The organism is Desulfopila aestuarii DSM 18488 (assembly GCF_900143695.1).
Classification (GTDB): Bacteria; Desulfobacterota; Desulfobulbia; order Desulfobulbales; family Desulfocapsaceae; genus Desulfopila; species Desulfopila aestuarii.
This window is the reverse complement of sequence record NZ_FRFE01000009.1, coordinates 50,034-63,511: the sequence shown is the minus strand read 5'-3', so window position 1 is coordinate 63,511 and position 13,478 is coordinate 50,034. Positions and strand designations below refer to the sequence as shown.

Annotated in this window: 12 protein-coding genes; 10 read left to right on the top strand and 2 right to left on the bottom strand. The window is 50.6% G+C overall.

What is annotated here, in order from left to right; genetic code table 11:
- Window positions 1-35 precede the first annotated feature (35 nt).
- Window positions 36-1,214 carry a diguanylate cyclase gene (locus BUF15_RS10650; protein ID WP_073613466.1) on the top strand — a complete coding sequence of 393 codons (1,179 nt, stop codon included), beginning with the start codon at window positions 36-38 and terminating at the stop codon, window positions 1,212-1,214.
- 69 nt (window positions 1,215-1,283) lie between these two features.
- On the opposite strand, the gene BUF15_RS10645 is transcribed toward BUF15_RS10650, so the two are convergent.
- Window positions 1,284-2,048: a histidine phosphatase family protein gene (locus BUF15_RS10645; protein ID WP_073613465.1), complete on the bottom strand. Its 765-nt coding sequence runs from the start codon at window positions 2,046-2,048 to the stop codon at window positions 1,284-1,286.
- Window positions 2,049-2,172: 124 nt separating this feature from the next.
- On the opposite strand from BUF15_RS10645, the gene BUF15_RS10640 reads away from it, so the two are divergent.
- From BUF15_RS10640 to BUF15_RS10600, 9 genes are all read left to right on the top strand, one after another.
- The gene (locus tag BUF15_RS10640; RefSeq protein WP_073613464.1) at window positions 2,173-2,916 is read left to right on the top strand and encodes an electron transfer flavoprotein subunit beta/FixA family protein; all 744 of its coding nucleotides are present in this window, start codon (window positions 2,173-2,175) and stop codon (window positions 2,914-2,916) included.
- Between the two features lie 85 nt (window positions 2,917-3,001).
- Window positions 3,002-4,672 (top strand): long-chain-fatty-acid--CoA ligase, encoded by a 1,671-nt coding sequence (locus BUF15_RS10635; protein WP_084553860.1) that lies wholly within the window; start codon window positions 3,002-3,004, stop codon window positions 4,670-4,672.
- Between the two features lie 28 nt (window positions 4,673-4,700).
- Window positions 4,701-5,693 (top strand): electron transfer flavoprotein subunit alpha/FixB family protein, encoded by a 993-nt coding sequence (locus BUF15_RS10630; RefSeq protein WP_073613462.1) that lies wholly within the window; start codon window positions 4,701-4,703, stop codon window positions 5,691-5,693.
- Between the two features lie 82 nt (window positions 5,694-5,775).
- On the top strand, window positions 5,776-6,969 hold the full coding sequence (locus BUF15_RS10625) for an acyl-CoA dehydrogenase family protein (RefSeq protein WP_073613461.1): 1,194 nt from the start codon (window positions 5,776-5,778) through the stop codon (window positions 6,967-6,969).
- The gene (locus BUF15_RS10620) at window positions 6,962-7,657 is read left to right on the top strand and encodes a TetR/AcrR family transcriptional regulator (RefSeq protein WP_073613460.1); all 696 of its coding nucleotides are present in this window, start codon (window positions 6,962-6,964) and stop codon (window positions 7,655-7,657) included. The genes BUF15_RS10625 and BUF15_RS10620 overlap by 8 nt, the downstream gene beginning before the upstream one ends.
- Window positions 7,658-7,714: 57 nt before the next feature.
- Entirely contained in the window at window positions 7,715-8,782 is a 1,068-nt protein-coding gene (locus BUF15_RS10615; RefSeq protein ID WP_073613459.1) for a phosphotransferase family protein, read from the top strand.
- A 12-nt stretch (window positions 8,783-8,794) separates the two neighbouring features.
- Window positions 8,795-9,547, top strand: a complete 753-nt coding sequence (locus BUF15_RS10610; protein ID WP_073613458.1) for an SDR family oxidoreductase — start codon at window positions 8,795-8,797, stop codon at window positions 9,545-9,547.
- A 125-nt stretch (window positions 9,548-9,672) separates the two neighbouring features.
- Window positions 9,673-10,581: a 3-hydroxyacyl-CoA dehydrogenase gene (locus BUF15_RS10605; protein WP_073613457.1), complete on the top strand. Its 909-nt coding sequence runs from the start codon at window positions 9,673-9,675 to the stop codon at window positions 10,579-10,581.
- 21 nt (window positions 10,582-10,602) lie between these two features.
- Window positions 10,603-10,911: a hypothetical protein gene (locus BUF15_RS10600; RefSeq protein WP_073613456.1), complete on the top strand. Its 309-nt coding sequence runs from the start codon at window positions 10,603-10,605 to the stop codon at window positions 10,909-10,911.
- Window positions 10,912-11,115: 204 nt separating this feature from the next.
- On the opposite strand, the gene BUF15_RS10595 is transcribed toward BUF15_RS10600, so the two are convergent.
- Window positions 11,116-13,119 carry a methyl-accepting chemotaxis protein gene (locus tag BUF15_RS10595; RefSeq protein WP_159441281.1) on the bottom strand — a complete coding sequence of 668 codons (2,004 nt, stop codon included), beginning with the start codon at window positions 13,117-13,119 and terminating at the stop codon, window positions 11,116-11,118.
- Between the last annotated feature and the right edge of the window lie 359 nt (window positions 13,120-13,478).

Sequence of the window (13,478 nt, the reverse complement as noted above, 5' to 3'; positions counted from 1 at the left end):
GGTCAGATTTTCGTCACATTTGCAAAGGAACGATAATGGTCATGGTCCTCTCCCTGAAAAAAAGACTGATCTCTCTCCTGACCTCCGCAAAGAGCGATACAGATTTTCTTGATCAGGTCAACAAATTGGCGGCGCTGGAAGGAACGGCTGTTTTTCAAACCTTGTTGGAAATCTTAGGTGGAATTGATATTGCCGAACATGAGAGAAAGGAGCTTTGGCAGAACATCGTTTATCACAGACAGCAGCTCAGCCTCACTCTCGGTAGAGACGTCGATATCACCACAGCCATCAGCGATTACCTGCAAACCCGCACCAGCCTCCTCAAGCACCCCCGCATTGTTGAGACATCAGCCTTTGAGAATATTGTTCATGACACTGTACACGATAACCTGACCGGCCTCGCCAACAGACCAAGTTTCGACCAGACCTACCAACAGCAGATATCCATGGCAGAACGCCATGGTGACAACCTCTCTGTTCTCTTTATTGATATCGATAACTTTAAGGATATCAACGACACGTACGGTCACGCAGCGGGCGATGAAGCTCTCCGGACAGTGGCACAGATTATTCAGCATGAAAAACGCAACAGTGACATTGCCGCCCGTTATGGCGGCGAGGAATTCGTTTTGCTGCTCAGCCGAACTGATAACTTCAATGCATATATCCTGGCTGAGAGACTTCGAAAACATGTCGCAGAGACAATTATCAAACACCGTCGTGATTCCTTTTCCGTGACGATAAGCGGTGGTATCGCAACCTACCCAACCCATTCCACAGACCCGGCCGAACTCCTGAATCTGGCAGACAGCGCCGTCTATCTGGCCAAAGGCTCAGGGAAAAACAATATCGCCTTCTACAAAGCGGAGAAAAGACGCTACCTGAGGGTCAAGATCCATGAACCGGTGCTGGTGAAAGAATTGGATTTCCAGGATTCCACAGTGTTTTCAGCCCTGAGCAAGGATGTTTGCGTTGGTGGGCTGCTGTTTGAAAACAGTTACCCCCTCCCCATTGACTCGCTCATCAAAGTCAGGATGCCTGTTGGAGACAACCCTCCGGTACTCCTCATAGGCAAGGTTGTACGGGTTGAGTCCCTGGGGGACAACCGATACGATATAGGTATGACTACATCTTTCCGTTCAATGGACAAGATTGCCAGTGAGGAAATCGCAAGCATCTTACGCAAACAGGTACAGTCCCCCGACCCATCTTAAAGAAAGCTGACATTCGCTATTTCAACTCAAAAATAACAGTGTGAATTCCAGGAACAAGTCCCTGATGATTCACCGATATGTAACCAGATCGGGATTTCCCAACAGGTCGAGATGTGCGGTGGAATTAAAGGTCATCAGGCGACAATCGTACCGAGACCCGTGGTCAGCCGTTTTCCCTTTATGAGCGGTAAACAGTGAAACCGATGTATTCCTGATCCGCCACCCTAGTTCTGTTGCCACGTCATCCGGCAAATCCAGGGCCATCTGCATAACAACATTTATCACACCTCCGGAAGTAAATATGCCGATATTCTGTCCTAGTTGGCTGTTTTCTACGACCTTGAGCACTCCCTTTTGTACACGGGAGATATATTGTCGATACGACTCAATCTCTCCTGAGCTGTGGGTGCCTGCCACCCAGCGGGTATAGATGATATTGAACAGTTTCTGAAAGGTTTTCCGATCAGCCTGGATATTGCCAAATATGTTTTCCGGCAGACCAAGCTCATCCATAACACAGGGCAACTGGTCATGGATAATAGACATAAAGTCATATTCATCAAACTCGCTCATGATTGTGGACACAGGAAGAGACTGGTGAGGCTGTTTGTCGATAACCAGGTCTGCCGTATCTCTCTGGCGCTTCATCTGCCCGGAATACACTGCATCAAAGTCAAGGCCTGATCTTTTGAAATACTCTCCTAAAATTTTGCTTTGCTGAATTCCCACCTGGGAAAGGCAATCGTAGTCCTCCTTGCCAAATGAAGCCTGTCCGTGTCGGACAAACCAGAGTTTTACACTACCGTTATTTGGGATGGGTTTCTTTTCAGCCATTGACCTCCTCCGATCTATAGTATTTTTCATTATACTGTATTTTTGATTACTTAAAGTCAACATTAAAAACGAACGCTTGTTCTTTTTTCTTGATTTATCTCTTTGCCCCTTATATGGTTGCATTATGAAAATTCTCATATGCATAAAACCGAACATCACTGGCCAGGAGATTGGCCCTTTGGAGGCTCATGCTGTTGAAGCCGGATTAAGGCTGAAGGACAGTGACAGCAGCTGCCTGGTTGATGTGATCACTGCCGGCCCGCCAAAGTGGGCAAACATTCTTCATCGAGCGTTAGGAATGGGGGCAGACAACGCATTTCACATTCTGACCGATCACAAGAATGAGAGACCGGATGGACTGGTTCCGGCATCTGAAACGGCAGAGTTGCTAAGCCGTGCTCTCACGTGTACTGATTTCACTCCGGAATATGACCTTATTCTTACCGGCATCATGTCTCAGGATCTCATGGCCGGTCAGGTCGGACCCATGTTGGCCGTCCATATGCAAATCACATTTGCCACTGGTGTGGTTCGGTTAAACCATCAATCCGGAAGCTTGGCCTGCCATAGGGATTGGGAAGGAGGGAAAAGAGAAACCCTTGAGATCCCCTTGCCGGCACTGGTCTCCATTCAAGCGGGGCACTACACTCCCCGTTACCCAAGTCTCTCTAATATCCTCAAGGCGGCGTCGGCCGAGATCCAAACCATCACTCTTCGAGAGCTGGACCTGGCGGGTATGCAACCGGATGCGATTTTCCTGGATACTATCGAACCTCAAAAGTCACGGGCAGGAGAGATGATCAACGGCAGCATTGAAAAACAGGTTCGTATATTCACATCTTTTTTGCAGGAGCGGGCGCTTTTATGAAAATGGTCATGGCGGCATAGATCATGGCGTTTGCCGAACCGGTTGCCCCGTACTCAATTATCGGATCACGAACAAAGGAGTGGCGATGACTACGACAACGATGGCTGCACAACCCTGGCTGGCACACTACGATGAAGGCGTTCCTCACAAAATAGACTACCGGCAGATCACCCTGCCCCAGATACTGGAAGCAAATATCAGCAACTACCCCGAACGAACTGCCCTCAACTTTATGGGCTTTCAGCTGAGCTATACTGAATTTGGGGAGATGATTGACCGTTTTGCCGCCGCTCTTGCAGGATTTGGCATCACCAAGGGAGACCGGGTGGCGATCCTGCTACCCAATACGATCCCCTGCGTGGTCGCGTACCACGCCACTCTCAAACTGGGTGCTGTCGTGGTGATGAACAACCCTCTCTACACAGATCGTGAGCTGATCCACCAGCTCAACGACTCGGGCGCCATCTGTCTGGTCACCCTGGATCTGATGGCCGACCGCATGGTGGCTCTGAGAACCAGAACCGCCATACGCCAGATCGTTTACACCAGTTTTGCCGACTACCTTCCATCGGCCCTGAAAACGGCAAAGCTGGTGCCGACCGCTGAGGTCACCCCTGCTGATGACCTTTATCCCTGGTGTACCTTGCTCGAAAAACAGACGCCTCTCAAGGAAATTGCCTCCCTGAGCATGAACGACATGGCCATGCTGCAATACACAGGCGGCACTACCGGGCTCGCCAAAGGAGCCATGCTTACCCACGGCAACCTCAGCCGCCAGCTTCAGCAGGTAGACGCATGGTTCCCGGTGTTTAATCGAGAACAAGACGAGGTGATGCTCGGAGCTTTGCCCTTCTTCCATGTCATGGGTCTCACCACCAGCATGAACTACTCCCTCTATCTGGCCTGGAGCAACGTCCTGATCCCAAAACCTCAGCCAGATCATCTTATCGACACCATTGCGAGATTCAAACCCGGCTTCGTTTCCATGGTTCCGACTATGTACATCGGTATCCTCAGACACCCTAAAGTCGACGAGCTCGATCTCTCCTGCATCAAGGGTTGCTTTTCAGGTAGCGCTCCCCTGCCGGTCGAGGTGATCAACGAATTCAGATCACGCACGGGAACGACCATTTCCGAAGGGTTCGGTCTCAGTGAAACCTGCCCGGTAACCCATATCAACCCCTACAGTGGAAAAACCAAGATTGGCTCCATCGGTCTGCCTCTGCCAGACACAGAGTGCCGTCTCGTGGACCTGGTTGACGGCGTATCGGACGTCCCATTGGGTGAAGCCGGCGAACTCATTGTCAAAGGTCCGCAGGTGATGGCCGGCTACTGGAACCGGCCAGAGGAGACTGCCGCCACCCTGAGAGACGGATGGCTCTACACCGGCGACATCGCCACGATGGACTCTGAAGGCTATTTCTATATCGTCGACCGCAAGAAAGACATGATCATCTCGGGAGGGTACAACGTGTATCCACGAGAGATCGATGAGGTTTTCTTTACCCACCCCAAGGTGGCGGAAGCCTGCGCTGTAGGCGTGCCGCACCCCACCAGAGGTGAACAGATCAAAGTCTTCGCTGTCCTGAAGTCTGGTGAGACTGCCACCGAGGCGGAAATGATCCACTTCTGCCGGGAGAGGCTGGCTGCTTACAAGCTGCCGACCATGGTGACTTTTTGCGAGGAGTTACCGAAATCGACGGTTGGCAAGGTGCTGCGCAAGGATCTGCGGCAGATGGCGACAAACGATCTCTGATCGTTTCCCGCAAGTTAATGGATATTGCATGAAAACGGATATACGAGAAAAGATCCTGGTAATTGCCGAACCTGTTGATGGAAAGATGCCCGCGTTCCTTTTTGAGCTCGTTGCTGCTGCTGAGAGGATACGGGAGTTATTCGGCAAAACAGAAATGGACATAGCGGTTCTGGTTCCCGGTTTATCCCCTCTAACCTTGGCACAAGAGGTAAATGACCGCACCGGAGTCGTGACGCTGGCGGTGCGGTGGCCATGTGAGGTAACACCTGAATCTTTGCAACAGGGGCTGGTTCATCTGGTAAAAGAGATATCTCCTGCTTTTGTCATCTTACCCCAGACAACCATGGGAAGAGAGGTCGCCCCTTACCTTGGCGCAAAACTAAACGGTTGTACCCTTTCAGGAGTTACAGATATACAACGCCATGAAAACCGGCTGGTCTTTTATCGACTGGTTATGGACAACACGCGCCTCCTTCCCCTTTATCCAGCACAGCACGGTCTGTGCGTATTGACTCTTCCACCTGGAACCTTTGCCAGCAGGAAAATGGAGAGTGTTTCCGGGCAAGGTTCCATCGTCGAAATGGAACTACCACCATCCTGTCTGAAACCAGCAATAAAGCGACTGTCCATGACCAGACAATCAATGGGCAACGGTGAGATACAGGGGGCAAAAATTGTCGTGGGAGCAGGCAGGGGCATCGGAAAAAAAGAAAACCTTAAAAAAATAGAATCGTTTACCGCACGATTTGCCGGAGCATGTATGGGTGCTTCCCGCCCGCTGGTGGATATGGGTTGGGTACCCTATGGCCGCCAGGTCGGAATCACAGGGGCCACGATTAGCCCTGATCTCTATATCGCCTGCGGAATTTCCGGATCGTCCCAGCACCTCGCGGGTATGTCCGGATCAAAATGGGTGGTGAGCATCAATAAAAATCCCGATGCCCCCATCTGCCGCCATGCAGATCTCTCCATCGTCGCGGACCTGAATACGTTTATTGAGGCGTTTATGGAATCGGGATGAAGATTTTTTATCGAATCCAATCCAGTTATCCCATCAAATGAACTGGTTTTAAGCCATCAACCTTCATGAAGAGGAACTCATTGTGGACTTTCAGATATCAAACCGGATTCAGACCATTGTCTCCATGATCGACGAATTTGTGGAGAAAGAACTCATTCCCCTGGAACCGGAGTTTTTGACCCGTCCATTCCGGGATATGCTACCCGTGCTCAGGGAAAAGCAGGCAATGGTTAAACGGATGGAGCTCTGGGCACCAAATTTTCCAAAAGATTGTGGAGGAATGGGCATCTCCCTTCTGGAGCATGGCCTTGTCTCGGAAGCGCTTGGCAAATCACCACTGGGCCACTATGTGTTCTGGTGCCAGGCGCCGGATGCGGGCAACGTGGAAATCCTCCACGCCCATGGAACAGAAGAGCAGAAAAAACGTTGGCTTCTCCCCCTCGTCCAGGGAGAGATAAGATCCTGCTTCGCCATGACTGAGGTGGATATGCCAGGTTCCAATCCCGTCATGCTGGAGACCACTGCAGTGAAAGACGGAACCGACTATGTGATTAACGGCCACAAATGGTATACATCTTCCGCAGACGGGGCCAAATTTGCCATCACCATGGCCGTTACCAACCCGGAGGCCCCAAAATACCAGCGGGCTTCTATGATTATCGTGCCCACAAACACCCCAGGGTTTAACCTTGTGAGAAATATCCCGGTTATGGGCCATGAAGGAGATGATTATTTCAGTCACGGTGAAATACTCTTTGAAGGCTGCCGGGTTCCCCAGGAGAACCTGCTGGGTGTTGAAGGGCATGGGTTTGTCATGGCCCAGGAAAGGTTGGGGCCGGGCCGCATTCATCACTGCATGCGATGGCTGGGGGTTTGCCGCCGGGCGTTTGACCTGATGTGCAGGCGAGCCAATACCCGTGTCATTTCTCCTTCCGGTGAGACTCTTGCCAGCCGCCAGATTATCCAGAGCTGGATAGCCGAATCCGCAGCGGAACTGGAGTCGGCCCGCCTGCTCACCTTAAATTCAGCCTGGCAGATCGATAACGTGGGGGCATCAGCGGCCCGTGATTCTATCTCCATGATCAAATTTGTCGTCGCCAACACCATGGGCCGGATCGTGGACCGGGCACTCCAGGTGCACGGCGGCCTGGGCATGACCGACGACACCATACTGGCCTGGTTTTATCGCCATGAAAGAGCTGCCCGCATTTACGACGGGGCAGATGAAGTACACAAGACAGCACTCGCAAAAAGGATATTGAAAACGTATGCCTGAAAGCAGCTTGGACTACACGACATTCAAGAAAAAATACGCCACCCGCGGCGCGGATATTCCTCAGCAGGTCTACCTGGCCAACCAGGATACCATGCGGATCAAGAAGGAAAAAACGGCTGTAGACAACCTGGAAAAAATCCTTTCCGCGGTTTTCAGCATCTCCTCAAAGAAAGGGTTTCATGCCATGACCATGAGGGATTTAAGCCAGAAATCTGGGATAAGCCTGGGCGCACTCTACCCGTATTTTGAGAGCAAGGATCAGCTGCTGGCCATAATACTCGAACAGGGAAGAAGCATGGTTTGCGAAACCCTGGAGATGTTCTCCCGCGAACATGCTCACCCCCTGGAAAAGCTGAGGGTTACGATCAAAGCACATATTTTTCTCTCGGAGCTCATGCGGCCCTGGTTCTATTTTGCCTTTATGGAGGTCAGAAACCTGAAGGCCGCCGAGTTCGAGGCAGTGAAGGCCATGGAAGAACGTACCCAGAAAATTTTATGCGATATTCTGGAACAGGGAGAGGCCGAAGGGGTCTTTCGGGCCGGGAACCACGCCCTCACCGCTTCGATGATCAAGGCTTTGCAACAGGAATGGTACCTCAAACGCTGGAAATACACCAAACAGCAAGTGCCTGTGGACCAGTATGCAGAGCAGGTAATGGAAATGGTAGAGAAATATTGCTGTTGTTGAGTTTTGCAAGTTAATCACTGCGAATCCGTAGAGGAGACGCACTGGAGGATAGGGCAAATGTCAATCGTTGATCAAGCAACAACGGTCAGAAAGGGTGAGGAAATTCATGCCGGACGTATCGGAGACTTCCTCAAGGCCAAGGTGTCTGAGTTGTCAGGTGACCTTGAAATCAGTCAGTTCCCTTCTGGATATTCCAACCTGACATACCAGCTGAAGGCCGGAAACATGGAAATGGTGCTCCGCCGTCCACCCATAGGGGCAAAGGTGGATAAGGGCCATGACATGGAACGGGAATACAAGGTGCTTTCGGCACTTCATCCTGTTTTTCCCAGGTGTCCCAGACCCCTCGCCTATTGCGGCGATCCCGAACTTATCGGTGCTCCGTTTTTCGTCATGGAAAAGATGTCCGGTATTATCCTGAGAAAAGATCTTCCTCCGGACCTGTCCCTGCCAATTGAACAGGCGCGAGCGCTTTGCGAAAACCTTACCGACACCCTGGTGGAGATCCATGGTATTGACATGAAAGCCACAGGTCTCGATTCGCTCGGCAAGCCAGGCGGCTATGTGAGAAGGCAAGTGGAGGGCTGGTCGGCACGATACAGGAAAGCCAAAACAGATGATGCCCCTGACTTCGAGGCAATCATGGCCTGGCTGGCCGAAAATATGCCGGATGATACGGATACTCCTACGATGGTCCACAATGATTACAAGATGGATAACCTGGTTTTGGAACCGCAGAGATCAGAGAAGATCACCGGTATTCTGGACTGGGAAATGGCGACCTACGGAGATCCCCTCATGGACCTGGGCAATAGCCTGGCCTATTGGGTTAATGAACACGATCCCAAAGAGATGCAGATGATACGATCTATGCCCACCCATCTTCCCGGCATGCTTACCCGGCAGGAGATCGTTACCCGGTACGGGGAGAAGACCGGCAGGGATGTGACCAATTTTGCCTACTATTACTGCTTCGGACTCTTTCGTCTGGCTGTGATTGCCCAGCAGATCTACAACCGGTATTTCCACGGATTGACCAAAAACAAACGGTTTGCCACCTTGATTTTCGCTGTTCACGCCCTCGAAAAGACAGCTTTGAGGACTATAAACGAGTCTAAAATATAAGAGGAGAGACGGATGAAAGAATATGACCTGAACGGAAAAGTTGCGGTGATTACAGGAGCAAGCCGGGGGATCGGCCTGGCAGCAGCTAAAAAACTGGCAGCCTGCGGAGCCGTCTGCATCCTGGTGAGCCGAAATCTTGAAGCCCTGGAAGCTGCCACCAAAGAAATTGATGAAGCTGGAGGAAAAGCTGTAGCCATGAGCTGTCATGCCGGTTTCCCCGATCAGATAGAGGCACTTTTTGCTCGCATCATGGATAAATTCGGCCGCGTCGATATCCTGGTGAACAACGCCGCCACCAATCCCCATTTCGGGGAAATGCTCAAGGCTGACGCAGGCATCTGGGACAAGACTCTTGATGTCAACATCAAAGGCCCGTTTTTCATGACTAAATATGCAGTTCCACTGATGAAAGAGGGGGGAGCCATCATCAACGTCTCTTCGATCAATGCCGTACGTCCTGGCTATATGCAGGGGATTTATTCTGCAACCAAGGCAGCTCTGGTCAGCATGACCCAAACGCTTGCCAAAGAGTTGGCCCCACTGAATATCCGTGTCAATGCCTTGCTGCCTGGCCTGACCGATACCAAGTTTTCCTCCGCTATCATCAATTCGGATGAAATCTGCAAGCGTGCCCTGGCCCAGATTCCCTTGAGACGTTATGCACAGCCAGAAGAAATGGCCGGTTCCATTCTCTATCTGGCCTCAGATGCTTCATCATTTACTACCGGTGCCTGCCTGATAAGTGACGGAGGCATGACGATCTAAAAGTGGCACCTGCCGTTCGGCTCGCCACCTGACACAAGAGTTCATTTAATCCTCTTTTCCTCAACAGAAAAGAATAGATCTATGCGGGACTGTTGCTGCAGCCCCGGCAATCGAGGAGATAACGTATGGAGAGCTGCGAGATGAAAAAAGTGCTCATCCTGGGTGCCGGAACCATGGGGCTCCAGATAGGTGTGCTCTGTGGTGCATCCGGCTTTGAAGTGACCATCTTTGATGCATTTCCAGAGGCGCTCAACCGGGCTGAGGCGAGGGTCGGCAAGCTGGCCCATCGGCTTGCCGACCACAACCGGTTCGCCAGGGAAAAAGTTGCCGGGGCCCTTCAGAGAATACGGTTTTCCTCAGACCCTGAAGATGCGGGCAAGGATGCCGATTTCATCAATGAATCGGTACCTGAAGATCCCAGAATCAAGGCTGAGGTGTTTGCCCGGTTTCATAAGATATGCCCCGAGCACACCATTTTCACCACGAACACATCGACCCTCATTCCTTCGATGATTGCCGAGGCGACCGGCCGGCCTGACCGTTTTCTTGCGCTTCACTTCCATGACTGCGAGACAACAAATGTGGTCGATATCATGCCCCATCCCGGTACTTCAGAGGCAGCGCTTGAGGCGGTACGTGGCTTTTGCACGGCCATCAATCATTTCCCCATTGAACTGAAAAAAGAGCAGCCCGGATATGTTTTCAATACCATGCTGTCGGAATGGATGGGTGCGGCTTTAAGCCTTGCATCCAAAGGCGTGGCAAGTGTCGAGGATATCGACCGGGCCTGGATGGGTATTTTCAGATCCAGATTCGGCCCCTTTGGGATTATGGACTCTATCGGCCTCGAAACGGTCTACAAGGTCACCGCGTATTGGGCTGGGCGAAAAAATGATCCGCGTGGACAAAAAAATGCGGCATTTCTCAAAGAATATGTGGATCGCGGAGATCTGGGTAAAAAGACCGGTAAGGGGTTCTATTCATATCCTGAACCGGAATACCTCTCAAAAGAGTTCCTCAAAGGAATCTATTAAATTTCAATCCAGGAAAAAGATATGGGCAAATATATTTTGCTGGGAATGAATCAACCGAATTCATCAAGGAACAATTGCAGGATCGTCCATACATCGGACAATTATGAACAACTTCTCAGGATCTGGGAGACTATCGAGAAATTTTATTCGCAGATAGAAATGGATGGCCGTAATGGCTTAAATGCAGCATCCAAGCAGATGATAGAAGAAAACCCATATCTCAGCTCATTGTATGAAGTGTATTATGAGTCAATTATTTTTACTGTCACTCTCGTCGGCATTTTCGAATCCCTGAAGGTTGGTGCAGGGAGTATGAGTGAAATTGCCTAGTGTCGTATTTCATTATGATATCAATTATTATGACGATTCAATGGGTATTATATACTTAGTGGTCTTGCCATAATGATTCCACGTAACACGCACTAGCTTTTGATTCAAGACCTGCCCCCGCACACTGGCTAGACGACGGCGTCCGCAGCAGAGTCATCGGGCGCCGTCAGGTATCACCGTTATCCGGTTGGGAATTGGCAACGACTAGTATCTGAACCGTTTAATAATGTTGTTCAACTCATTGGCCAACTGCTTCAACTCGTGTGCGTTCTCCTCAATCGACCTGCTGTTGCTGGAAATCTGACCAGCTGAGTCATTGACCATCGCCACTTCCCGGCTGATTTCCGATATCATCGACGTCCCTTGCGCAATGTTCTCATTCACATGCTCAATCCCCTGGGAAGCCTGGTTCACGTTATTTGAGATTTCGCTGGTTGCCACCGACTGTTCCTCAATCGCCGTAGCAATAGCAGCGATAATGTCATTTATTTCATTAATGATCTGGCCAATGGTCGCAATCTCGGACACTGTCTCGCCAGTGGTGGTCTGCACGCCTTCAATTTTGCCTTTGATTTCTGCAGTTGCAGCAGCGGTCTGCTTGGCCAGTTCTTTGATCTCGTTGGCGACAACGGCAAAACCCTTGCCGGCTTCACCAGCCCGCGCAGCTTCGATGGTGGCATTCAGTGCCAGCAGGTTGGTCTGCTCCGATATTTCGGTAATGGTCTCAGTAACGGCACTGATGGCGCTGGCCGCTTCACCCAGATTATTCATTTTCACAGACGCAGCAGCCGCCTGAGCCACAGCTTTCTCCGAAATACTGCGTGCCTTTTCTGAGTTCTTGGCAATCTCATTGATGGTTGCTGCCATCTCCTCCACCGCAGCTGCCACCATGCTGGTATTACTGGTGGTTTCATCCATACGGACCGAGATGCTCGTCATGTTGCCGTTCATATCTGCCGAGGCACTTGCCACGGTTCCCGCCTGCTGAGAAGTGGACTTCGCATTGCCGGCCAGCTCGGTTGCAATCCCAAGCAACCGCCCTGACGACGAGTCAACCACTCCAGCGTGAGAGGCCACTTCACTGATGATTTTCTGGAGATTGTCGAGAAATGTATTAAACCAGACGGCAAGCGTGCCCAGTTCGTCTTTGGTCGCTATCGTCAAACGTTTGGTCAGATCGCCTTCACCCTCAGCGATATCACGGATCATGTCCGTTGTCCGTGCAATAGGCCTGGCCAGGGAGTTGGCCAGTAAAATTCCGACTACTGCAAAGATCACAGTGATGGCCAGGCCGATCATTGCAATTAACAACAGCATCCGCGAAACTCCTGCCATTATTTCACTCTTTTCAATGATGCCTATCAGTTTCCAGCCCAGAGCAGGCGAAGTGAGAATCTTTGCAGCATAATCCACCCCGTCTATCTCGACCAGCAGATCACCTTTGTCTGTTTTTCCAAAGAGAGAAAAAGCTTCCAGCTCCAGTTCGTCCAGTTTCTTGAAATTATGATCCGGGGTCCTAGGGTCGGCCAAGACTACTCCATCGTCCTGGACCAAGATTACATAACCAGTTTCTCCAAGCTTGGTTTTCTTGATGAAATCAGTGAGTTCAGCCAGTGTTACATCAATGCCCACAACTCCTACGACCTTGCCCTGCCGCTCAACAGTCTCGGTGGCAGTAAAGACAACGTCGCCGGTGGTTGACTGATAGGCTTTACTGATAATCGGCACCCCTTTATTTGCCAGCGCCTCTTTGTACCATGGTCTCGCCCGCGGATCATATCCCGGAGGCAACGGAGCATCACTTGCCATGGAGAAGCCGCCATACTCAGTACCGACATAAACATCGACAAAGCTTTTATGTGTCTTCAATAGGGAACGAGTCAAATCAAGCATACCGGCTTCCACTTCACCAGCTTCAAGATCTTTGCTGCTTTTATCTTCCGTCTGATTGATAAACGAATTCACCGTCTCGTCAGCTGCAATGACGGCCGGATGTCTGGCCAGCAGGGATGTGTTTGCTTTGGTTTCATCGATAAAAATCGAAATTGCCTTATCAATATGGCCGAGCTCATTACCCGTTGAATGAAAAAATATTTCGAGCGAATCAGCCCGAAAGTTGTATCCGATAACCAGGCAGACCAGAAGGATAGGAAAAATAGTCGAGCCGAGCAAAGCCAAAAGGAGCTTCATTTTCAGTGTGATATTCATCAATAGCCTCTTAGGTAATGATTCCATGGAAACGCACAGCCAAACACACAAAGCGTGAAGATAACAATATCATTGTCCACACCTGGTATCAGCTTGTCAAAATTGTTTTGCTTTTCTGAAAATCAAAGGCAATTACTCGCCGGCAGGAGTTTGATGAAACAGCACTGCGATTCTACGAGTTCGGTCAAGTTTGAACAGTAAACGGGAAAGGGTCACCTATGAGAAGGTCTCTCGTCGAGGATGGTCCTCCTGACGGGTAGTTTCTCCCGCCAGGCTGATATTTCGTAATTGCAGTTAATACAAAAGCAGGACAGCAAAGCCATGCAAATACATATGCTGTCCTGCTTGCGCATTCATCG

What these genes read in the sequence shown, in the direction of transcription:
- BUF15_RS10650 (WP_073613466.1), top strand. Translation starts at nt 36, where the DNA reads ATGGTCATGGTCCTCTCCCTGAAAAAAAGACTGATCTCTCTCCTGACC.
- BUF15_RS10645 (WP_073613465.1), bottom strand. Translation starts at nt 2,048, where the DNA reads ATGGCTGAAAAGAAACCCATCCCAAATAACGGTAGTGTAAAACTCTGG.
- BUF15_RS10640 (WP_073613464.1), top strand. Translation starts at nt 2,173, where the DNA reads ATGAAAATTCTCATATGCATAAAACCGAACATCACTGGCCAGGAGATT.
- BUF15_RS10635 (WP_084553860.1), top strand. Translation starts at nt 3,002, where the DNA reads ATGACTACGACAACGATGGCTGCACAACCCTGGCTGGCACACTACGAT.
- BUF15_RS10630 (WP_073613462.1), top strand. Translation starts at nt 4,701, where the DNA reads ATGAAAACGGATATACGAGAAAAGATCCTGGTAATTGCCGAACCTGTT.
- BUF15_RS10620 (WP_073613460.1), top strand. Translation starts at nt 6,962, where the DNA reads ATGCCTGAAAGCAGCTTGGACTACACGACATTCAAGAAAAAATACGCC.
- BUF15_RS10615 (WP_073613459.1), top strand. Translation starts at nt 7,715, where the DNA reads ATGTCAATCGTTGATCAAGCAACAACGGTCAGAAAGGGTGAGGAAATT.
- BUF15_RS10610 (WP_073613458.1), top strand. Translation starts at nt 8,795, where the DNA reads ATGAAAGAATATGACCTGAACGGAAAAGTTGCGGTGATTACAGGAGCA.
- BUF15_RS10605 (WP_073613457.1), top strand. Translation starts at nt 9,673, where the DNA reads ATGGAGAGCTGCGAGATGAAAAAAGTGCTCATCCTGGGTGCCGGAACC.
- BUF15_RS10600 (WP_073613456.1), top strand. Translation starts at nt 10,603, where the DNA reads ATGGGCAAATATATTTTGCTGGGAATGAATCAACCGAATTCATCAAGG.
- BUF15_RS10595 (WP_159441281.1), bottom strand. Translation starts at nt 13,119, where the DNA reads ATGAATATCACACTGAAAATGAAGCTCCTTTTGGCTTTGCTCGGCTCG.